Genomic DNA, 23,307 nt, shown 5'->3' with positions numbered 1-23,307 from the left:
ATATCCTATTGAATTATTTCTATCACAAAGTTATAAAAAAAACACTTAAAACAACACTATATGTTAATTATCAATTATTATTTACACAAATTAACTTTATTTAAAGTATTATCAACAAAACAATATATATAATTAATTAAAATAAGATTTTAAACACTTAACATTGACAAATCGTTTCCATTATAAGGCGTTTAAAAGGTAATCTCTCAATGAAACAAAATAAAAAAGCCTAATTTTCTTTTATATTAATAAAAATAAAAACTTAATTTTTCTTAGTTTAAAGAAATATAACATCTTCTTTTTTAACATTTTCTCCCTATAATAATCCTAAAAAAAAACACCTTATTCTACTGCTAGTACTATCAAAAATTCGAAGGCATAAAAACTTTGCCACTAACACACTTTTAGGATAAAAAACAATTAATTACCTACCCAAAAACTACTTTTTATTACTACTCTTCTTACTCGCATCAATAATTAGTACACTGGCTATCCTTTTACAGCTTTAGTTTTATATCAACAAATTCTTTTTCCATCTGCTATTTACTTTAAAAACAAAGCGCTAACTACAAACAAAAAAAGGTCGGCATCAAATAGATACCGACCTTTTAAGTCTTGCGTTATATATAAACGTATATATTATTTTTTTAAGTGCTTCTTATATTTAAAGAAAGACAATACTCCTAATACCGTAATAAATGCTACTGAATACCATACTGCAGCCGGAGTAATTACCTTATCTCCTGATGCATATGAGTGTAATCCACTTAAATAGAAGTTTACTCCAAAATATGTCATCATAATTGAGTAGTACGCTACAACACTAAATAAGTTGTATATCCAAGTACCTCTCATTGCTGGAACTAAACGAGCGTGAATCACAAAAGCATAAACCATAATACTAATCAATGCCCACGTTTCTTTTGGATCCCATCCCCAGTAACGTCCCCAACTCTCGTTAGCCCATTGTCCTCCTAAGAAGTTACCAATAGTTAACAATACAAGTCCTACTGTTAGTGCCATCTCGTTAATATAAGTCAACTCCTTAATATTAAGATCCATTCGCTTCTTGTTCTTTTCATTGGTAAGAATCATTAAGATTAACGAAACTACCCCTAATATCATTCCCAAAGTAAATGGCCCGTAACTACCTACAATAACCGCCACGTGAATAATTAACCAGTATGAGTTTAAAACAGGCTGTAAGTTAGAAATAGCAGGGTCCATATAATTAAGGTGTGCTCCCCATAAAATCATACCCGCTACGAATGCTGTAGAAGCGATTGTCAATTCAGACTTACGTCCAAAGTACAATCCGAATAAAGCTGTAGCCCAACCAACGTAAATAACAGACTCATAAGCATCACTCCAAGGTGCGTGTCCAGAAACGTACCAACGTACTCCTAAACCAATGGTATGAATAACAAATAGTAGAACAGTAAACCAACTTCCTACTTTAATCATAGTTCTGTTGATTTTACGCGATTTTAATATTTCTGAAACGATAAAAACAAACATTAAAATAGCTGCTAACATATAGTAACTATACAATGTTTTAAAAATATCATACTTGTTATATAAAATCTCAAACTTAATCTTACTTTCTGAAGGGATAATTGTTTTACCGTATGCCTGTTGGAAAGTTTTTAGGTTACTCAAATACTCATCTGCCTTGTCGTAATTACCCGATTCTTTTGCCTCAAACAAAGCAGGGATATACATACGAGGTAAAATACTCTTTGCAAATGTAGAATCCATTCCTTTCAATCCAGCTTCATTTAACTCCAATGGAGAAACCCATTTACTGTTTTCGTGTCCAGGTATTGGAAATACAGTTAACATACGCGTCATAAAAGCCGAATTTAACAACGCAACCTTTCCGTCCATATCTAAGAAGTCCGTTTGGAACTTATTCTTAATTGTACTGTGATTTGCATCATCAACGTATTCAGCTAACTTATAGTTTGCATTATCGTCAAAGAAATCAATAAACGTAGCATACTTCTCATTCTTTGGAAGTCCCAAAACCTCTGTCATTTTATCATTACCACGAGGCAATTTAATGATAGGTGCATAATACCAAAAGTTAGGAGCACCTTGCATTTGTTGTGCCACAGTAAACTGCGTCATAGATAAGAACACCTGATCTGCATTCAATCCATTATACGTTTCCTTTTGGTAAATTTTACGCATTAATTCAGAAGCAAACGTATTAATAGGCTTCATACGTCCACCGTAATCTTGCACTACCAATTCTCCAAACTTCGCTGCGTGTTCTGGTTTAATCGCATTTGCTGTAATAATCGAGTCGATTACCGCAGCAGATGGTTTAGTTGGTACTTCGTGATTGTGTTGAGCGAAAGAACCAATAGAAAAGAACAACAATAACATAGTAAGCATTGAAGCCTTTTTCTCTCTCACTTTATCTAATTTACGTTTCAAATCGCTAAATCTTGTATTTTTATCAAATAAGATTGCTAACAACCCGATGTATAAGAACGTATATCCGATATACGTAATCCACGTTCCCCAGAAATCGTGGTTTACAGAAAGGATAGTCCCTTTTTCATCACGGTCAAACTCTGCTTGGAAGAAACGGTATCCTTTATGGTCAAGAATATTATTCATATAAATTCTCGCGTCAAAAGAATCATCCCCATCAATTACAGAAACCTGGCTTTCAAAAGCAGAATAACTTCTTTCTGTTCCTGGATATTTTTCAGCAATAAACTTGTTTAATTTAATTTTAAAAGGAGTAGTATATACTTTACTACCAAACATCATTGTAAACTCTAAGTCTCCCAATTGAAATGCTTGAGGTTCTCCCATTCTACCTGCTTTCCCCATAAGAGTTACTTCTTCCTCTTTTCCTTGAGATTTTACAGTTAGCACAAGAGCATCAGTACTTGTTCTACTTTTGAAATCTCCGTCAGACTTCAATACTTTTTTACCTTTAATAGGCATTTCAGGCAATACAAATTGCGTACCTGCTAAGCTATATAAAGAACGGAAGTTTAACGGTTCTTTAGTTCCTGCAAACACATCATTTTGAGCTTGTGTTGCCATCACCATAAACGTACCGCCAAAAGGAGTCTCCATAAAATAGTTATCTCCTTCTTTAGTAATGTTAATTGCACCATCTGTAGGTGAGTTGAAAGAAAACAAGACATTGTGAATGTTTGCAACTTGTCCTTCTTCTAAATAATGTTCGTGACGATCTCCATCACCTGACTCTACTAATTTCAAGAATAGCTTACCATTCGCATCTTCTTCCACTACTTCCTCAGCTCCCATAATAAAGTCTTTATACTCTATTTCGAAAGGAATACCATTAAAGTCTTTTTTCATTGTAAAACTGTTGTCTGTTACAGCTGAAAAAAGAATTGGTTTTTCAAATGTTCTTCTTCTTGTCTCTCCTTCATATTCTCCATCTGCCATTACCGTTAAAAACGTTTTGTCAGAAAAAATACTATCAGCTGTTTCACCTTCGCGAATCGGCATCATACCCTCAAAACTGATATAACGAGTAATAAACGCACCGATCAAAATAAGAATGAAAGCTGCGTGAAGCATAAATGTTGCCCACTTTTCTTTAGTAAACAATCTATACTTTTTAATATTACCGATAAAGTTAATCAGGAACACTAACATAATGGCTTCAAACCATTTAGTATTGTAAATTAGTATTCGAGCTGTGGTGGTATTGTAACGGTCTTCTATGAAGGTACCTATCGCCAAAGCAACAGCAAAAACAATGAAAAGAACCGCCATTAACCTTGTCGAAGAGAAAAAAGAAATAATTTTTTTATCCATGAGTTGTTAATACGTTGTTTTATAGTTCAACAAAAATAACCAAAAACCTAAGCTATAAGGTATATTTAACTTATTATTTAGTAATGATTTTACTATTCAACTATAACTAAAATCAATTACATTTGTGGATGCTTACACTACGCAATATTTAAAGCACACTTTTAACACAGTAAAATATTGTATAAATTGACAAACTAAATTATAAATTATGCCAAAGATCTCAAAAAAAGGGCACTTGATGCCAGAGTCTCCTATTAGAAAATTGGTTCCTTTTGCTGAAACGGCAAAAAGAAAAGGAAACCACGTTTACCACTTGAACATTGGACAACCTGATATAAAAACGCCAGAACTTGCGCTTCAGGCGGTTAAAAATGCTTCTATTGACGTTTTAGAATACAGCCACTCTGCTGGTTTTGAAAGTTATAGAAAAAAATTAGCTAAATACTACCAAACAATTGACCCTACGGTTGAATTCACAGATATTATTGTAACAACTGGGGGTTCTGAAGCTTTATTATTTGCTTTAGGGAGTACAATGGACCCAGGAGATGAAGTAATTATTCCTGAACCATTCTACGCTAACTACAACGGATTTTCTGCTTCTAATGGCGTAAATATCGTTCCGGTTATGTCGTCTATCGACAACGGGTTTGCTCTTCCGGCAATCTCTGAATTTGAGAAATTAATCACGCCAAAAACAAAAGCAATCTTAATCTGTAATCCAGGTAACCCAACTGGTTATTTATACTCTGAAGAAGAGATGAATCAGTTGGCAGAATTAGTGGTAAAACACGATTTATTCTTAATTGCTGACGAGGTTTACCGCGAGTTTGCTTATGACGGATACAAACACGTTTCTGTATTGAGCATCCCTGCTTTGGCAAACAACGCTATTGTAATTGACTCTGTTTCTAAACGATACAGTATGTGTGGTGCTCGTATCGGATGTATTGTTTCTAAAAACAAAGAATTGATGAATGCGGTTATGAAGTTTGCTCAAGCCCGTCTTTCTCCTCCTACATACGAACAAATTGCTGCTGAGGCTGCTTTAGATACTCCACAATCTTACTTTGACGAGGTTATTACAGAGTACAAAGAAAGAAGAGATGTATTTATTGCTGAACTTCAAAAAATTGAGGGAATTCAAGTAACTGTTCCTCACGGTTCTTTCTATTGTGTGGCTAAATTCCCTATCAAAAACGCAGAGGACTTTGCTAAATGGTTATTGGAAGAATACGACTACAATGGAGCTACTGTAATGATTGCGCCTGCAGAAGGGTTTTACTCTACACCAGGTGTTGGTCTTGATGAAGCACGTATGGCTTATGTGTTGAAAAAAGACGATTTAATTCAGTCTGCTAAAATCTTAAATGAAGCTTTAAAAGTGTACAAAACTATCGAAAAATAGTTCATTCTACTTTTAAACCCGCTTATATACAGGGCTATCTATTTTTAGGTAGCCCTCTTTTTTTGTGTTTACTTGTCCGCTATCTCTTATCAACCAATACAATATTCCCCTTGTTTGCTACTCGCCAAACACTTAATACAACCCTCACTCAACCCACATTAGTACACGCTTTAGACAGGTTTTAGACGGCACTCCTTCGAGACATCTACCACACAAGTACCACATTAGTACGGAAAACACCCCCTTTTTCCGAACGTCTGTGGTACTAATGTGGTGCAAATGTGGTATCAGTCTTAAACATAGTCTAAAGCAAACCTCTACCAACCTGCGTCATAACAGCAATAACGCTCTTTTTACTACAAATCTCTATTGACCCAACAAACACAGTATGCATTGCACTTTACTATTTCAAAGAACGACCAATAGCATACAAACGCCACCCTAATACTCCTCCTTTTCTGTCGCTGTATTCAAAAATAAAAAAGATTGCCTCATAGCTCGACCAACGTTTAGGGGGTAATCAGAAAATAACATCACAGGTTTTGTTTTTAGTTTACAAGGCAAAATTAGTCATACGCACAACAAAATATTTTCAAAGCGGTTATTTTGACATCATTTGCTATCAAATGCTATCATTTGCACTATTGACTCTGTCCCACTTTTGTCCCCAACCTCCTCCAAACCCTTATAAACAAAGGGAATGACAGTATCTCAATTGTATATTAGTCGGAGATAAGCCGTAAATAAGTCGGAGATACCTCACCTAAAGGCCTTTTTCGCGAACGAAATACGACTTATTTACGACTCATTTACGACTCAATCCCGTTTAAAACCTTGGTGAGCCCTTTAAAACAAAGGGATGAGCGCCAATTGGGCACTTCAAAATCTACTTGCCCTTTGTTCTGGATTACCTCATCGTTACAGAAATAGTTCGTCAGAAATTAGCTCACATCTATATTCTCAAATAGTGCGAACTACCATTCCTTGTAGTTCACAATGAGAAAAACCTTTTATTTTACGCCTAATAAGCAGCTTTTACGCTTTGTAGAACAACTGTTTTTAGGAGATTTTACTACCTTTAAACCTTAGCAAATCAGGTATGAATATATTTAAGAGAAAACGCCGCTTTCCTAATGAGGATAAACACAGGGGAATACTACACCTCAGCGAAACGCAGATTGTCATTGAAAACACAGCGTATAGCAGGGAAATAGAGGTTATCGAAATTGGTGAAATAGAATATATCTACCTTGAAATTTGCAATTATAGTAGTCCTGGATTGCTGATTTACCAAGGCAGACAACACTATATTCCGGTTGATTATGTCAATACGGAAAAACTGTGTTTGCAGTTGGCTAAGCGTTTCAACTTTGATATGGCGCTTATTTATGACAACATTCACAAAGAAGAAAATGCGGTACACCAATTGTTTCGCACCACTTATCAGCAGAATTTTGAGTTGGTCACTGGCGGACAAAACGATTATATAAAGGGTTTTGAAATCATAGCACCCACCCCTTGTTTTGTGCCGTGGACAACCACCAAAAGCGAGTTGTTAAACAATCCGCATACACGCTTAGAAAACGGTTATTTGAACATTGTTTATCCGGTGCGAATTGGCAATATTATCTTGCGTGATTTTGGAGCTTATGTCGATAATATTCGCCCTGAAATAGCTCTGGAGGAATACTATGCTAAATGCTATGCTACTGATGGTTCAGACAAGAGTTTATACCTTGTTAAAGAGCAGTTAGAACGCGACCTTGCGGATAAAGCTGAGTTTACTTTCTACAGTGATTTTAACTTGTTTTTCTATGCTAAAATAGGCCCGATTACCTTTGAGGCTACCTATTCCATTGACGATAATGAGATGAGAAATATCGCGTATAGTTTTACTTCCTTTAGTGCAAGGCTACAGTTTGATTATCCGGCTATGCTTATCGCTTCTGACTATGAGCAAAATGGCGTGTTATCTCAACTGTTTGTTTGGAATGAGACTTTGAGTACGCCTGATAATTATAAGACGAATACGCATATCAAACAGACACCCGAATTTGTCTTAGCAGCTTCTAAAGGACAAGCTGTTATTTGGAAAGATGAGGCGAATAACCTACTTGGATTTGCCGATGCGGAACACGCCCAATGGTATGCTATATCTGAGGTTGATAGTTTTACTTTGTGGAACACCTTACCTGCTAAAGGCGGTGGATTTAGTTCTCTTTCCATCACTTTTACGGATGGACAACAAAAGACGCTTTTTGAAGGAGCACACGATACAATGAGTAAACATTTAGACGAAGTAAAAGCCTTTTTAGGTTTTGATATAAAGTTTTACGAAGATTATAACTGCTAAAAAAAAGGCACAAAAAAAGAGACGATATTCGCATATCGTCTCTTTTGTGTTCTTATATAAAATAAGCGGCTATGACCCCAATGATAATAGCGATAAGCTTATTGATATTAAACGAGTGTTCTTCGTTACTTTCAAAAATGATAGTAGACGAAATGTGGAATAAAATACCTACCACAATGGCTGATATCTCGGCGTAGTAATGACTTAAAAAGTCTACATTACCAGAAATCAAAGTACCCAAAGGTGTCATTACTGAAAACACAAGCATAAAAAATAACACTGATTTTTTACTCATATGCGCATTGATAAAAAATGCGGTTAAAATTACTGCAATAGGCAAATGGTGTATCCCAATTCCCCACGCAAGCTCCTCGTGCTGACTGACTGGCATTCCCTCAAATAACGCGTGGATACACAAACTAATAAACAACAACCACGGAATTTTATCAAATTTGTCGTGTACGTGAACGTGTCCGTGTTCAGCACCTTTAGAAAAATATTCTAAGACAATCTGAAACACAATCCCTATCATAATGAAAAAACCGATGTTTCCTGATGCGTGGTTATGACCGTGAGCATCAGCAGCTTGTTCTACTAATGGGGTAACGTGATTGTACTGATACACATCTGGTAAAAGGTGTGTAACGGTTAATGTTAATAAGAATGACCCACTAAAAGCCATTAATAGCTTTAAGTTTTTTTTGTTCTTAGGTTCTAATATCACTGCTATTAGATACCCTATTATTACTGAAACTAAAGGAATGATATAAACCATAGGCTTATTTGAAAATCATGATTAATCGGTCTGATTCGTTTTTATAGAATTTTCTTAGTTTGTAATCACCAAACACATCTAATAGATAAATTTCTTTTTCATTCATCATTTCTTCAAAATCCTCTAATCGCAATGCTTTTACTTTTTCAGTATAGTCGTGGTGTTCACCGTCTGCGTCAAATACAATGTTTTTAATGATAAACCCATCTTCGTATTTACGCGTAATATGAAACTCAATTCCGTCCACTGTTTTCACTTCAGAAGGAACAAGGTTAGCAATTACTTTATCAACATTCATAAAGTCGATAACAGCTAATCCGTATTCAGACAAACTTTGGTGAATAGCATCTAAGGTACGAGCATTATCTGCTGGGTCTTGAAAATAGCCAAAACTCGTAAATAAGTTTAATATAGCGTCGTATTTCTGCGTTAACGGTTCTCTCATATCGTGTACGTGAAAATGCAGTGTATCACTTTCAAATTCTTTAGCACTTTCGATACTATTGACAGATAAGTCAACCCCCGTTACATCGTATCCCAATTTGTTTAAGTAAACAGAATGTCTTCCTTTACCACATGCTAAATCTAAAATCTTAGCCCCTTCCTCTAAATTTAAGTAGTGACTTAAGTTATCAATTAACATTTGTGCTTCTGCGTAATCCCTATCTTTGTATAAAGTATGGTAATAAGGGGTATCAAACCACGATACATACCAAGCTTTGTTCTCTTTTGACATACTTTTGTTTTAAATCTTTTATTAGCCTACAAATTTACTTTATTTTTGTGGATTAATTAGATGAAGTAAATTATTCCTTATATAACAATAAAGATGGAGAATTTTAAAATGGTTGCTAAGACATTCTTTGGTTTTGAAGATGTATTAGTAAAAGAATTGCAATTATTAGGTGCAGTAGATGTGAAACCGGGGACGCGTATGGTTAGTTTTAAAGGAGATAAGGGCTTTATGTATAAAGCAAACTTAGGCCTTAGAACAGCTTTGAAGATACTTAAACCTATTTCAAGCTTTGCAGTTTATAATGAGGAAAACTTATATAGAGGTGTTCAAACTATTGATTGGTCAGAGTATATTTCTGCTCATCAATCGTTTGTAATTGACGCTACGGTGTTTTCTGACAACTTCAACAACTCACAATTCGTTGCTTTAAAAGCGAAAGATGCAATTGTTGACCAGTTCAGAAACAAATTGGGAAAACGCCCTAATATAGACAAAGACTTCCCTGATTTAAGAATTAATATCCACTTACAAAAAGATATGTGTACGGTGTCTTTAGATTCGTCTGGGGCTTCATTACACCACCGTGGGTATAAAACAGCTACGAATATTGCGCCGATTAACGAGGTATTAGCAGCTGGAATGTTGTTAATGTCAGGTTGGGATGGTAGAACAGATTTTATCGACCCTATGTGTGGTTCAGGTACAATCTTGACAGAAGCAGCTATGATTGCTTGTAATATTCCTGCTAATATCAACAGAAAAGAGTTTGCTTTTGAGCGTTGGAACGATTGGGATGCTGACTTATTTGACAAAATACAAGAATCGCTATTAAAAAGAGTACGCGAGTTTCATTATACAATTAAAGGGTATGACAAAGCGCCGTCTGCTGTATTAAAAGCAATTGACAACGTGAGAAATGCTAACTTAGAAGAGTATATTCAGATTGAAACGGCTAACTTCTTTGACACAAGTAAGGAAACTGAAGGACCACTACATATGGTGTTTAACCCACCGTATGGAGAGCGTTTAGACATTGACTTAGAGCGTTTTTACAGAGAAATTGGAGATACGTTAAAACAAGGATATCCGGGTACTGAAGCTTGGTTTATTACGGGTAACGTAGAAGCGTTGAAGTATGTTGGATTAAGACCATCGAGAAAGATTAAACTTTTCAATGGTAAGTTAGAGGCTCGTTTTGTAAAATACGAGTTGTATGCTGGAAGTAAAAAAGGAAAATATATAACAGATAATCAATAGATCATGAGCGTTAATACAAAGACTATCATTTTGCAGTTTGTTAGCTTTGCTATCTTATTTATTATAGCAAGAGTTATCATTGTTCAATTTACGGATTTACAAGGCTTTTGGGGTCCATTGGTAAGTGCGGTTATCGCTACTGTCTTAGCTCCACAGTTTAAAGTATTCAAAACTGATAAAGGTGATAAGATCTGTATGCGTTGGATCTTTATGAAAGGTGTGAAGGTATTGAATTAAACAAAAAAGGTTGTTATTTTCAAAATAACAACCTTTTTTGTTTCTAAAAGCTACCTCATCTAAGGTAGCTTTTCTTTATTATTTCAATCTAAATTTCAGGGGAACTGAGAAATTCAACGGATATACGTTGCCATTTCTGTCTTTTGGAAAGGTAAACTCGTCATTTGACAAGGCATCAACTACAGCTGTTAATCGCTTTGCAATAACATCATTGTCTTCTTTTGAAATATTAAACTTTGTCAAGTCGTCAAAAACCAACTTCTTCTCTCCTGTTTTTGGGTCAATGCTAACCTGCGTCATAATCACCAAAGGAATTGTGTACTTGTATTCGTTGTAGATATCTATTGCCTCATCGCGTAATGCACAAGTAACTAATTCTCTGTTTTTAGCAGCATTTTCTTTGTTCATTGTTACAAAACAACTCGCATCAGCAACCTTAGTTCCCTCTACATTATGGCATTCATATCTACTTTGTTTATGGTCAGATATTTTAGTTTCTAACAAACCGTCTTCAATAAAAAAGGTAGTTACGGTTGTGTATTTCTTTGCGTCTTTATATTTATACGTACGCACACTGTTAGAATAACGCTTTTCATCAGCCGAATTAGCAGCTGCATCTTTTGTAAAAACATCACTTGTTACAATATAGTCTTTACCCTGTTTCTCTCCCTTAATCACCATTTTTCTTGTCCAACCCTCCGTATCCGTCGTTGGGAAAATTCCGTCAAAGTAGTTTACAACAGTAGTATCTTCTCCTTTTTTTACAAGTTCAGTCATCACAATATTCCCTTTGGCAATATTACGCGTATCTTCTACATAATTTTTTGGAGTCTGTGCATTGGCACTCAAAACGCTTAATAAGCTCAAAACTCCGATTAGTGTGTATTTCATCGTGTTGTGTTTAGTTGACAAACATAAAGCATAAAACACAGAAATAAAAGCAATTAATTTTACTAAAGTTGCTTTTATAACACAATAAATCACCTTAAAATGCGATACACAAGCTACACTTTAACTTAAATACACGCGGCAAGACAAGTAACAACAAAGCATAAAAAAAGCTGCCTTTTACAAGACAGCTTATCTTTATTATTTCAAGTGTTCTGATACAAACCCCATCATACATTTGTAAAAAGAGATACTGTTTTCTTCTTTTGAAAACCCGTGTCCCTCGTCGTATTTCACCATATAAGGAACGTCAAACCCTTTATTTCTTAACGCTTCAACAATCTGGTCAGACTCGGCAATCTTAACCCTTGGGTCATTAGCACCTTGTACAACAAACAGCGGTTTTGTAATCTTGTCTAACTGGTAAACAGGAGAAACCTCTTTTGCTATTTCACGTTCCTCTGGATTGTCAAGGTCATACCATATTTCCTTCACCATCTCTTTATACGGTTTCCAATATTCAGGAAACGACTCAAAGAACGTAAAGATGCTTGATACCCCTACATAATCTACTCCACAACGGTATAAATCAGGGGTTTTAATCAATCCCATCAACGTAGCATATCCGCCGTGGCTTGCTCCATAAATAGCAATCTTATCTGCATCTACCCAACCTTGCGCAATTACATAGTGTACCCCATCTTCTACATCATCCATCACTTTACGCCCTATTTGCTTGAAACCAGACTTAAAGAACTCTTTTCCGTACCCTCCAGAAATGCGGAAATTTACCTGTAAAGTCGCATATCCTCTACTGGCAAACAACTGCGTTTCCGGATTAAAGCCCCAACTATCTCTAATTCCTTGTGGACCGCCGTGTGGGTTCACAATCAACGGTACTTTTTGTCCGTCCAACGCCGCTTTTGGCAAGGTAATATACCCGTGTAATTTAACCCCATCTCTACTGGTAAACGAAATAGGACGCATCTCTGCCATATCCTCCTCCTTTAACTGTGGCATCAAATCATACAAAGGCGACACCGCACTTGTAGCTGTATCGTAATTATAATACGTTCCGTACAATTTATCACTTTGAACAATGATTAAATAACGGTCTTCTTTATCTGTTTTAGCAACAATAGAGTACTCATACGCTCCGAAATGACTTTCCAAATCGGCATATATCTTTTTAAAAGTCTCACTTACTGGTTCTATGATTACCTTTTCTCCTTCATATCCCAAATAGTCAATCTCCCAATTGCGTTTGCGCGACAAGCCAATGATAGAAGCGTCAAACTCAGGATTAGCATATACCTCTTTGACCACTTGGCGAGTTTTAAAGTCGTACAACACAATGCGTTGTTTGTCAGAGTCTAAGTTTGTCAATACATACGCCTCATCTTTGTTGTCAGAAGCATAGTTAAACGCCATAACCGAGAACGTATCAGACCAGTTAATGGTTTGAAACAACTCAAACTCCTCTGCTCCGTCAACCTTAAAGAAATACTGCGTTTGTACACCGTTGTACATTTTAGAGTACCCTCTTAGGTTACCGTCTTTGTCAAAATCATAACCCGCAATCGGATTAGCAGGGTCGTCATTCGTAAATAACTTTACATACTCCCCTGTGTTGATATTCATCTTATACGGTTCAAACACCTGTGGATTATCTAAGTTCATCGAAATGATGATGTAGTCTTTTTGCTCTTTCAGCATATTGACAATCCCCGCTTGCACCTTGTCAAACGGCGTTAAATCCATATTATTCTGTCCGTCTACATTCACCGCATAAATGTGGTAATTCTCATCTCCACCTTGGTCCATAATATACACCAAGCGCTCATCGTTAATCCATCCATACGCACGTACCAACTCCTCTCCCTCTTCAATTACGCGAAGTACGTTACCTGTTTCAATTTCCTTCACGTAAACGTGGCGTTTATTCTTCTCGTCTTTCTCGCGATACGACAAATACTTGCCATTTGGCGACAACTGAAAAGCAGACGATTTAGGTCGCTGAAAGTAATCTTCTACTTTGTATTTATAAACCCCACTCTCCTGATTAGCCAATGCTTGCAACTCCTCATCCGTAGAAACCAACGCAGGATTACCCGGTAGTTTAATCTCCGTAGGTTCAAACACAACAGGCATTTCTTGTTCCATTTGCTTGATAACACCTACTAACTTCTCCCCTTCCAACGCACCAGCAAATGAAAGTCCCATTGCGGCCACGCTAAACGACAGGCTGTCTCCTTCACAAACTACATTTGTAGCCTCTAACCCCATTGCCCCTTGTGTTGGTAAGTCTAATGTAACCGTTGAGTCAGCAGAAATATGAGCAATTAAGTCTAATTGCATTTCTCCCAAGTCTAATATTGCTTTATAATCTCCTATTATCTTGTTTGCCATAATTTGTATTTTAAAGTAACCTCTTGCTTGACTTCATCAAGCGTATCCGTTTGCTATTTATCTATGCATACCTACAAAAATAGTCCATTTTTTGAAAACAAGTAATTGCACTATTCCTCATAAATAAACATATAACTCAATTAACAGGTTATTAATAATGTTAAATACCTATCTTTACAATAATAAGAAAAACAACACAATTATGTTTAAATCAATTAAGAAAATAGGTTTTACACTTGTTTTAAGTTCATTTGCCTTTATAATGAATGCACAAAACGGCATTGTACTTGAAAATGTAGAGATATTCAACGGAAAGGACCAAAAGACTACAAAAGGGTCTGTGTTGATTGAAAACAATAAAATTACCAAGGTTTCAACGGGTAAAATAGACACGAATAACAATCCACAAATACAAGTAATCGACGGTAAGGGCAAGTTTGTAATGCCGGGGTTAATTGATGCACATTGGCACTCCTTCTTAGCGGCAAACAGCAATGAGATGATTATGTTAGGCGATGAGAGTTTCCTTTTTATCAATGCGGCAAAGGAGTCTGAGAATACGCTACAACGCGGTTTTACGACTGTTCGCGATTTAGGAGGGCACGTTATGGGGATAAAACAAGCGAATGATATGGGGCTAAACAAAGGGCCGCGTATTTACCCAAGTGAGGCGATGATTTCACAAACAGGGGGACACGGAGATGCTGATTTTCCTTGGGCTGAACCACGTATGTTAGACCATACTCCTCCACGTTTTCAAACCCTTGGTGGTAGTGTAGTAGCTGATGGAGAATACGAAGTTACTGTAGCTACCAGAGAACAACTTAGAAAAGGAGCTTCTCAGATTAAGGTAATGGCTGGTGGTGGAGTTGCGACTATCTACGATCCGTTAGACGCCACGCAATATACACTTGAGGAGATTAAAGCTGCGGTTAAAGCAACTGACAACTGGGGTACGTATGTAACCGTACACGCTTATACTGTTAATGCGGTTAGACAAGCCGTAGAAGCTGGGGTGAAGTGTATAGACCACGGGCATTTGTTAGACGAGGCTACAGTAAAATTATTAGCAGATAAAGGGATTTGGTTGAGTATGCAACCTTTTGACTCTGACTCAAGTAACTATACAGACCCGTTGCAAAAAGCAAATAAGGAATATGTGGGAACGGGAACTGACAATGTGTACAAATGGGCTAAAAAACACAAAGTGAAATTAGCTTTTGGTACTGACCTTGTTACACGTCCGAAAGACCCGTTAATTCAAAACAAGATATTATTGCGTTTGAAACAGTGGTTCTCAAACTACGAGATTTTAAAGATGGCTACGTATGACAATGCCCAACTGCTTAAGTTAAGCGGACCAAGAAATCCATATCCTGCTGATTTGGGGGTAATTGCTGAAGGGGCTTATGCTGATATTATCTTATTAGATGAGAGTCCGCTTGAAAACATAGACATTTTACAAGACCCAGCGAATAAAATATTGCTGATTATTAAAGATGGTAAGGTGTATAAAAATAAGCTGTAAGCAAAATGCTACACTTGTTAAAACACATTACACATTAGCTTGATGATGTGTAAACAACACTAATTACTCCATTTACAACATACAAAGGGGCTGACTTCACACGAAGTTAGCCCTTTTTTATTGCCTCTACCTCCTGCTCATTCCCTTTCTAAATTTTAAGTTAATATCTCGTAATGAAGACTTTCTCCCCCCCTTTTTCATAGAGTAATTATACCTCAAAGCGTTGCTTATATCTCTACATAGTGTTGCTTTATTTTCATTTTCTCCCCCCTATTCCCCTATTCTGAACGTTGGCACAACTATTGAATCTATCTAAGTGTCGAATAAAAGTAAAGAAGTACTTTTTAACATATTTCACCACCTTTCAAGTAAAGTTATAGATGAGAACTAATTCTCGCTTTACTGAATTTATGCTAAAGCGTTTCTTTTTAATCATTCGGCAAAAACAAACCACTTAAATACAATATTATGCGCACTGATAAAAACATTGAAACCGTAGAAAACAAACAACCTAAAAAAAGCTTTTGGGATAAGTTTGTTGACAAAAGTTTAAACACAACTGATTACTTAGTATTACTGGGAACTTTTATGGTAATGACTATTGGGGTAATCTTAGTTTATCAATTACAACCACACTTTGAGAAATTACATTTAGAGCGTTTAGAGTCTGTTTGGGGAACGTTTATCATTAACCTTGGAATTGTTCTACTAAGCATACAAATTGCGTTCTTACTTTATATTGTTTATCTATATTTCCGCTATAAACCTGTTGCTTCTGTAAGCGATGAAGCATTACCAACGTGTACGGTTCTTGTGCCTGCTTATAACGAAGGGAAATTAGTGTATGAAACACTTTATAGCTTGGTAAACGGAAACTACCCTGCTGAGAAGTTGGAGATTATTTCTATTGACGATGGTAGTAAAGACGACACTTGGCAGTGGATGTTGAAAGCAAAAGAGGAATTAGGAGATAGAGTAACTATTTTACAACAACCCAAAAACCAAGGTAAAAGACACGCCCTTTACAGAGGTTTTAACATTGGAAAAGGAGATGTATTTATTACAGTTGACAGTGATTCAATCGTTAAGAAAGACACCCTTAGAAACCTTGTAAGTCCTTTTGTAACCAATGAAAAATGTGGTGCTGTGGGTGGAAACGTACGTGTTTTAAACACAAAAGATGGTATTATTCCTAAAATGCTAAACGTGAGTTTTGTGTTTAGTTTTGAGTTTATACGTTCTGCGCAGAGTGCCTTAGGTTCAGTACTATGTACTCCTGGTGCCTTAGCGGCTTATAGACGAGTAGCGGTAATGAACTGTTTAGAAGATTGGATTACCCAAACATTTATGGGGCAACCATCTGACATTGGTGAAGATAGAGCAATGACTAATATGATTTTGAAACAAGGATACCACGTGTTGTTTCAACGAAATGCTTATGTATTGACAAATACCCCTGAAGAGTATAAAAACTTGTACAAGATGTTTATCCGTTGGGAAAGAAGTAACGTACGTGAGAATATTATGATGAGTAAGTTTGCTTTTACCAATTATAGAGAAGGTTCTAAAGTTGGTCCGAGAATATTATTGTTAAACCAATGGTTACGCGTTATTATGGCTTACCCTATGACATTCTTAATGTTGTACTTCATCATTACGCAACCACTGTTATTCATCAGTTCTGCTTTGGTAAGTATCTTTATATTTTCAAGTATTCAGGTATTCTTTTACTCTAAGAGATATAATGTGGCTGAGTCTTTTTGGGCATATCCATACAGCTTGTTCTACACATTTGCGCTGTTCTGGATTACACCATACGCAATTGCCACAGCAAATAAAAGAGGGTGGTTAACGAGAACGTTACCACAACAAAAATAAGTGCACCCATATTGTTTTATCATACGAAAAGAGGTTAACGTGATAAGTTAACCTCTTTTCACTTTTGTTTTGCTGTATGCAATTCTATAGTCATAACAAATAAAAAAGAGTGGTTAATAAGTACGTTACCACAAAAAAGTAAATGTCCCCACATTATTTTATCATAGAAAAGAGGTTAGCTTGATTAGTTAGCCTCTTTTCACTTTTATATACTTCACATTCAACACCTTTCACGTCTTACAGTATTGTTTGTTTATAAATAAACAACAGGGGGGATACGCAATATGCATCGTGTCGTATGCCGTGCGGGCGAATAATAATTCACCCCTACATCAGTTGAATTGTGATGTTCGGTTGTAATGATATTTCGGGTTTTTATGCATCGGTTGAATTGCAATGTTCGGTTGTAATGATATTTCGGGTTTTTATGCATCGGTTGAATTGCAATGTTCGGTTGTAATGATATTTCGGGTTATTATACATCGGTTGAATTGTGATGTTTTTGTTTCGACGCATTACGTTTCACGTTTTACACAAAACACAAAAAGGGCTATCTACATCACTTGTAGATAGCCCTTTCTTACTATAATAATGGATTATTTCACTTGTTCATCAGTAAGTTCAAATCCCCAATCTTTTCCTTTCATTGTAGCTGGTACACCTTTTACCATCCAAACCGGTGCTTTACCGTCTTTTAGATAATAATCAAAGAATTGTTGTTGGCGAATTTGGATATCCTTTCTATTCTGGCGTTTCATCAAATTGTGCTCATCTCCGTTGTAATTCAACATCCAAGCTGGTTTTCCTAAACGACGTAAAGCCATAAACATTTCAATTCCTTGGTACCACGGCACAGCTCCATCATTATCATTGTGCATAATTACCACAGGGGTTTTCACATTTGGCATATTAAATAAAGGCGAGTTTTCAATGTATAAGTCGTGCCCTTCCCAAAGTGTTTTACCAATTCTACTTTGTGTTTTCTCATATTGGAATTGGCGACTCATACCACTTTGCCAACGGATACCTCCATAAGCTGATGTCATATTTACCACTGGTGCTCCTGACCACGCTGCAGCATACATATCTGTAACCGTGATAAGGTGTGCCACTTGATAACCACCCCAGCTTTGTCCTTGAATAGCGATTTTATCACCATTTACCCAGTTGTTCTTTTTCAAATACTCAACCCCAGAGTTGATATACTCCTCTGCTGATTTACCTGGATGTCCGTCAACATAACTAACATCTGGTGTAAACACTAAATACCCATTACTTACAAAAAACGGAATATTCAAACGAGATGCCGTTGGTGCTGGCGACTCATAACGGTGTAAGTTGTCAGACAGTTTTTCATAAAAGTACACAATCATCGGATACTTCTTCGCTGGATCGAAATCCTCTGGTTTAAACAACACTCCCGTTGCCTCATTCCCCTTAGGTGTAGTCCAATGAACTAACTCATTTGTTCCCCAGTTATACTCACTTTGTTGTGGATTGATAGTTGTTAGTTGCACTGCATTTTTCAAATCCTTAGTAATGTATAAGTTGTTAGACTCTGTAAACGAACCTTTTAAATAACCATAAACAGTTGCGTCTTTTGCTTTAAACAACGAACCAAAACCACTATAAGGTTGCATTGTAACCAATTGTGGTGCTTTCGTACTCTTCACTTCCGTTGTAAAGTACCCTGCCTCTTTTGTATTCTCGTTAAAAGCAGCTAAGATTAGTTGCTCATTTCTACTGAAAGAACGTTTATCCTCTTCTACATTTAACAAGTCAAAAGCGATATTATTCTTACGTCCGTATCCGTTAGTAACCATTCTTGGCGCTTTATTACTCGACAAGAAAAACTCCCAAATATCAAAGCGGTCGCGAATTAAAACAGACTCATCGTTGTCTGTCCACCCTTGAATACCGTAAGAAGATGCATTATCAGGCATATCAAATGTTTCATCTGCAAACGATACATTAAGCCCTTTATTCAATTGTTTTGTTACTTTAGACTTTACGTCATAAGCATACCAATTTCCTTCTACATTGTTGTAATACACCACGGCATTCCCCTTTGGAGAAATACGTGCTGAACCAGGTAAGTCAGCCACAACCTCCGTTTGTTTACCTGTATTCACATCAACAATATAGTATGAACGTACCCCAGAAATATCCCACTGTGTAGAAACTCTATTTCCGAAGTCAGAACTTGAAAAAGCAATGTTAGCATTGCCCTCATCTACCAATTGTGTGCTATTCATTCGCTCATTCGCCAAAGCCACAATACCCGCTTTTGTTTTCAAGTTCATTGAAGCCATAAACGACTTTTTCAAATCTCTATCTAAATTAGCCAACTGTTGTGGTTGCACATAATCTTCATTAAAGTGCCAAATATCCAATACTGCGTGGTCATCAGCAATAAGCGTTGTATCCTTAGCAATCGGTTCTGGCGCAATACCAATAAACATACGTTGTCCGTTTTTGCTAAATCTCGGTTTATAGTTTTCAGACAACACCCACTTAGCAGGCATTCCCTTTGTTTTGTCATTTGCTAAAACCGTAGCCCCTTTTGTCAAATCACTATAATAAAGCGTGTATTTTTTAACCAATACTTTCTCTTCATCCTCAGTACCTACAAAAGCCAACTGCTTTCCTTTATCATCAAAAGAAAACTGTGTGTACTTCCCTTTTCCTTCCAAAAGAGTTGTTACTTTCTTTGTTTTTAAATCAACAACGAACACACCAAAAGGACCTTTTGCCTCTTCAGCAACCTCCTCTTTTTTCTTGTCGTCCTCTTTTTCATTAACTACAACAGCAACTTCTTCTGTTGCCTCAGCTGTCTTTTCCTCCTTAGCGTCGTCTTTCTTATCCTCTTTCTTCTTAGCATTAGGATCCTTCGTTACAAACACTAAGTACTGTCCCTCACTATCAAAGTAGTAATCACTTACGTTGTTATACGTAATCTTTTCCCCTGTTTGTAAGTTTTCCAATACCAAGTCTAACGGAGCATCTTTACCCACTTTTTTAGCAGGCTTTTTATCTTTAGACTTTGCAGTGTCTTTCACAGGTTCTAAAAGGTAAGCTAAGTGTGCCCCTTTTTTCTCAGGTACTTTAAACGACTTAACATTAGCGTATTTCACTAAAGCGCCCGTTTTTAAGTTGTAAATACCCAATGAGTCCTTTGCAATCTCATCTTCTTTCTCCTTCTTTGTTTTCACCGCTTTTAAGTCAGCAAACGTCGGTCTAATTGCAAAGACAGAATAATCAGAACCCCCCGTAAACACAGGCTTCTCACCTCTATTTACAGTTAACTTCTTCGATTTATCTGTTGTTTCTATATAAAGTGTTTTGTCGCCTTCTTGTGGATTTACAGCATACAAAACCCACTGTCCGTCATTAGAGAAAGCTCTCGCTCCTATATTTTGCCAACCATCATAAACAGAATGGTCTAAAGGCTTCTTTTGTGCTTGTGTCGTAAATGCACTCAATACAAAAACACCAAGTCCAAGTTGCTTTAAAAGCGTACTAATTGTACCTGTCTGCTTTGATTGAAATGTTTGTTTAAATTTCATATTATGTTTGTTAGGAGTGTGAAAGTTACCCTATTTTTCCACTTTTGACAAGAAAACACCAATATTAACATTCATACACTAAAATTTAATCACTCGAAATATTCATAAAAAAATAATAACAAACCACAAAAAAAGGGTACCGATAACGATACCCTTTTCTTAAAACACCTATTATAAGTGAATTACCTATTTCTTTAATTCTGCTAAAAACGCTTCAACATCACTGTCAAAAGTTGTTTCTTGCATCAATTCCAATGCTAATTTAGTCATTTTTTTAAAGTGTACTTTTGAGAAGCTTCTACCTCCGAAACTCGCTTTACAAAAATCACCAATAATACCAAATACACCATTTACCTCTGCTTGAGTTACTTCTTTTTGGTCGGCAAAACGTCCTCTCAAAACAGCAGCACCAACGTAAGCTCCAATTTTAACTACTAAATCAGTATTTAAAATTTCTTTCTTATCTGCTAAGTAAAACAGCTCATCTAAATTCTGATGAATCAATGTTTGAATATCCATAGTTCTCTTGTTCCGTATTATAAACACAAAGGTAAGAAGAAAACACAAAAATCATAGACTGTCGCCTTGTAATTTTAAACAGAACACTGTCCAACACCTTATAAACTGACAAGTATTAACAGTAAACTACTCATTATTACAATAACAGCTACAAAGATGCGCTCCTCTTATCCAAAGGTTTTCACTGAAAAAAGAGCATAAAAAAACAGTAGCAAACAAAAGTTTACTACTGTTTTTTTTATAATCAATAATCTTCTAATACGCTTAAGTTAATCAATATCGTCTTACAGCTCAATATTGTACAACTTCATTTTGTTGTAAAGTGTTTTTCTGTCAATTCCCAAAACTTGTGCAGCTTTCGTTTTATTGAACTTCACTTTCTCTAAAGCAGTACGAATAGCCTGCTCTTCATTTCTTGATGAAAACAGCTTTAAATCGTCTTCTGGAGCCTCATTACTTACAGATGAAGTAACAACACTTGTCTCTGCTCTCGGATTTAATATCTCTTGTGGTAAAACATCCTTTTCAATAACCTCTCCTCTTGTCAGTAAAACAGAACGCTTGATAATGTTTTTCATCTCACGCAAGTTTCCAGGCCAGTCGTATGTTAAGAAAACACATTCTACTTCAGAAGAAAACTTCTTTACTTGTTTTTCTAACTCGTGGTTTGACTCTTGTAAGAAATGCTCTGCAAACATTAATATATCAGAACCTCTATCTGCTAATCTTGGAGCAACAATACCAAACTCGTTTAAACGGTGGTATAAGTCCTCTCTAAATTCTCCTTCGCGAACTGCTTTTGGCAAGTCCTCATTAGTAGCTGCAATAACGCGGATATCCACATCTATTTCATTGCTACTTCCTACAGGTTTCACTTTTCTCTCTTGCAAAGCGCGTAGTAATTGCACTTGTACTTCATACGATAAGTTACCTACCTCATCCAAAAAGATTGTACCGCCATTAGCCGCCTCAAAGTGTCCTACTTTATCCGTAACAGCGCCAGTAAACGAACCTTTGATATGTCCGAAAAACTCACTTGACGCTAAGTCCTTAGGAATAGCTCCACAATCAACCGCGATATACGGCTTGTCTTTTCGCTTACTCTTTAGGTGAATTGAATGGGCAATATTCTCTTTACCTGTACCACTATCTCCGATAATTAAAACGGACATATTTGTTGGTGCAACTAAGTCGATATACTCGTGTAATTGTTTAGAAATACTACTCTCTCCTTTTACGTAATCTAACTCCTCCTCTGTATCGTCAGTCGTTTCAGAAGTAGTTTTAGCAGTTGTCGTTTTTACCTTAGCTTTACTTGTAACAACCTCCCCGCGCTCTATACTTGCCTTTCGTTCAAGAGCTTGTTTGATTGTCATTAAGATTTCATCCGGATTAATTGGTTTGGCAACATAATCAAATGCGCCTAATTTCATTGCATTTACAGCCGTTTTAATTTCTGTATATCCCGTCATCAGGATAACTTGTGCTGTTGAACAATGCGATTTAATATATTTCAACAATTCTAATCCATTACTATCAGGCAAACGCACATCCGTTAAAACAATATCATAGCACTCTTTATCAATAGATTGCTCGGCCTCCGCGCTACTAAAAGCATTGGATACTTTATACCCTTTTTTAGTTAAAAAAGTTTTTAGCATTTCGCAAAAAGGAACATCATCATCTATAACCAGAATCTTGTGACTCATATTTTCTATTTTTAGGTGCTAATCGCAAATTTAATATTTTTATTACTCACAAACCAACTGCATCATAACTTTTACCTATATAAACAGTAAAAGGGAGCCGAAGCTCCCTATTTACCAGAAGATTTCTCTTCTTCACCTTACTAACGATCTAACCTGTTACCTTTCGATAACATAATTCTTTAAACAAACACTTTATTTTCTTTTTCAAAGCCGAAGATTATTGCTAATCTT

The 23,307-nt window shown here is 36.3% G+C and carries 14 protein-coding genes; 7 read left to right on the top strand and 7 right to left on the bottom strand.

What is annotated here, in order from left to right; all coding sequences use genetic code 11:
* Positions 1-639: 639 nt before the first annotated feature.
* Positions 640-3,813, bottom strand: coding sequence for a cytochrome c biogenesis protein CcsA (gene ccsA / locus BLT46_RS04435; protein ID WP_090406842.1), 3,174 nt, complete (start codon positions 3,811-3,813; stop codon positions 640-642).
* Between the two features lie 208 nt (positions 3,814-4,021).
* On the opposite strand from ccsA, the gene BLT46_RS04430 reads away from it, so the two are divergent.
* Positions 4,022-5,221 carry a pyridoxal phosphate-dependent aminotransferase gene (locus BLT46_RS04430; protein WP_090406839.1) on the top strand — a complete coding sequence of 400 codons (1,200 nt, stop codon included), beginning with the start codon at positions 4,022-4,024 and terminating at the stop codon, positions 5,219-5,221.
* A gap of 1,099 nt (positions 5,222-6,320) precedes the next feature.
* Entirely contained in the window at positions 6,321-7,574 is a 1,254-nt protein-coding gene (locus BLT46_RS04425; protein WP_090406836.1) for a hypothetical protein, read from the top strand.
* Positions 7,575-7,626: 52 nt separating this feature from the next.
* On the opposite strand, the gene BLT46_RS04420 is transcribed toward BLT46_RS04425, so the two are convergent.
* Positions 7,627-8,349, bottom strand: a complete 723-nt coding sequence (locus BLT46_RS04420; RefSeq protein ID WP_090406834.1) for a ZIP family metal transporter — start codon at positions 8,347-8,349, stop codon at positions 7,627-7,629.
* Positions 8,350-8,353: 4 nt separating this feature from the next.
* On the bottom strand, positions 8,354-9,085 hold the full coding sequence (locus tag BLT46_RS04415) for a class I SAM-dependent methyltransferase (protein ID WP_090406831.1): 732 nt from the start codon (positions 9,083-9,085) through the stop codon (positions 8,354-8,356).
* Positions 9,086-9,193: 108 nt separating this feature from the next.
* Here BLT46_RS04415 and BLT46_RS04410 point away from each other — a divergent pair, with 108 nt between their 5' ends.
* Both BLT46_RS04410 and BLT46_RS04405 read left to right on the top strand, forming a co-directional pair.
* A complete protein-coding gene (locus tag BLT46_RS04410) occupies positions 9,194-10,342 on the top strand; it encodes a THUMP domain-containing class I SAM-dependent RNA methyltransferase (protein ID WP_090407088.1) in 1,149 nt (382 codons plus the stop codon).
* Positions 10,343-10,345: 3 nt separating this feature from the next.
* The gene (locus BLT46_RS04405) at positions 10,346-10,579 is read left to right on the top strand and encodes a hypothetical protein (RefSeq protein WP_090406828.1); all 234 of its coding nucleotides are present in this window, start codon (positions 10,346-10,348) and stop codon (positions 10,577-10,579) included.
* 78 nt (positions 10,580-10,657) lie between these two features.
* On the opposite strand, the gene BLT46_RS04400 is transcribed toward BLT46_RS04405, so the two are convergent.
* Entirely contained in the window at positions 10,658-11,470 is an 813-nt protein-coding gene (locus BLT46_RS04400; protein WP_090406825.1) for a hypothetical protein, read from the bottom strand.
* Between the two features lie 198 nt (positions 11,471-11,668).
* Positions 11,669-13,876, bottom strand: coding sequence for a S9 family peptidase (locus BLT46_RS04395; RefSeq protein WP_090406821.1), 2,208 nt, complete (start codon positions 13,874-13,876; stop codon positions 11,669-11,671).
* Between the two features lie 202 nt (positions 13,877-14,078).
* Between BLT46_RS04395 and BLT46_RS04390 the strand changes: the two genes are divergently transcribed.
* Together BLT46_RS04390 and BLT46_RS04385 are read left to right on the top strand one after the other, a co-directional pair.
* Positions 14,079-15,404, top strand: coding sequence for a metal-dependent hydrolase family protein (locus BLT46_RS04390; protein WP_090406818.1), 1,326 nt, complete (start codon positions 14,079-14,081; stop codon positions 15,402-15,404).
* 468 nt (positions 15,405-15,872) lie between these two features.
* Positions 15,873-17,282, top strand: a complete 1,410-nt coding sequence (locus BLT46_RS04385) for a glycosyltransferase family 2 protein (RefSeq protein ID WP_090406815.1) — start codon at positions 15,873-15,875, stop codon at positions 17,280-17,282.
* A 596-nt stretch (positions 17,283-17,878) separates the two neighbouring features.
* Here the strand turns inward: BLT46_RS04385 and BLT46_RS04380 are convergent.
* Complete coding sequence (locus BLT46_RS04380) at positions 17,879-20,848, bottom strand: S9 family peptidase (protein WP_090406812.1); 2,970 nt, start codon at positions 20,846-20,848, stop codon at positions 17,879-17,881.
* 181 nt (positions 20,849-21,029) lie between these two features.
* On the opposite strand from BLT46_RS04380, the gene BLT46_RS13320 reads away from it, so the two are divergent.
* Complete coding sequence (locus BLT46_RS13320) at positions 21,030-21,212, top strand: hypothetical protein (RefSeq protein ID WP_394332436.1); 183 nt, start codon at positions 21,030-21,032, stop codon at positions 21,210-21,212.
* Positions 21,213-21,651: 439 nt separating this feature from the next.
* On the opposite strand, the gene BLT46_RS04370 is transcribed toward BLT46_RS13320, so the two are convergent.
* Complete coding sequence (locus BLT46_RS04370; RefSeq protein WP_090406806.1) at positions 21,652-23,076, bottom strand: sigma-54-dependent transcriptional regulator; 1,425 nt, start codon at positions 23,074-23,076, stop codon at positions 21,652-21,654.
* Positions 23,077-23,307 lie beyond the last annotated feature (231 nt).

This window comes from Myroides phaeus (assembly GCF_900099675.1).
Taxonomy (GTDB): Bacteria; Bacteroidota; Bacteroidia; order Flavobacteriales; family Flavobacteriaceae; genus Flavobacterium; species Flavobacterium phaeum.
The sequence above is the reverse complement of the archived record's forward strand: the minus strand, read 5'-3'. Positions and strand labels throughout refer to the sequence as shown.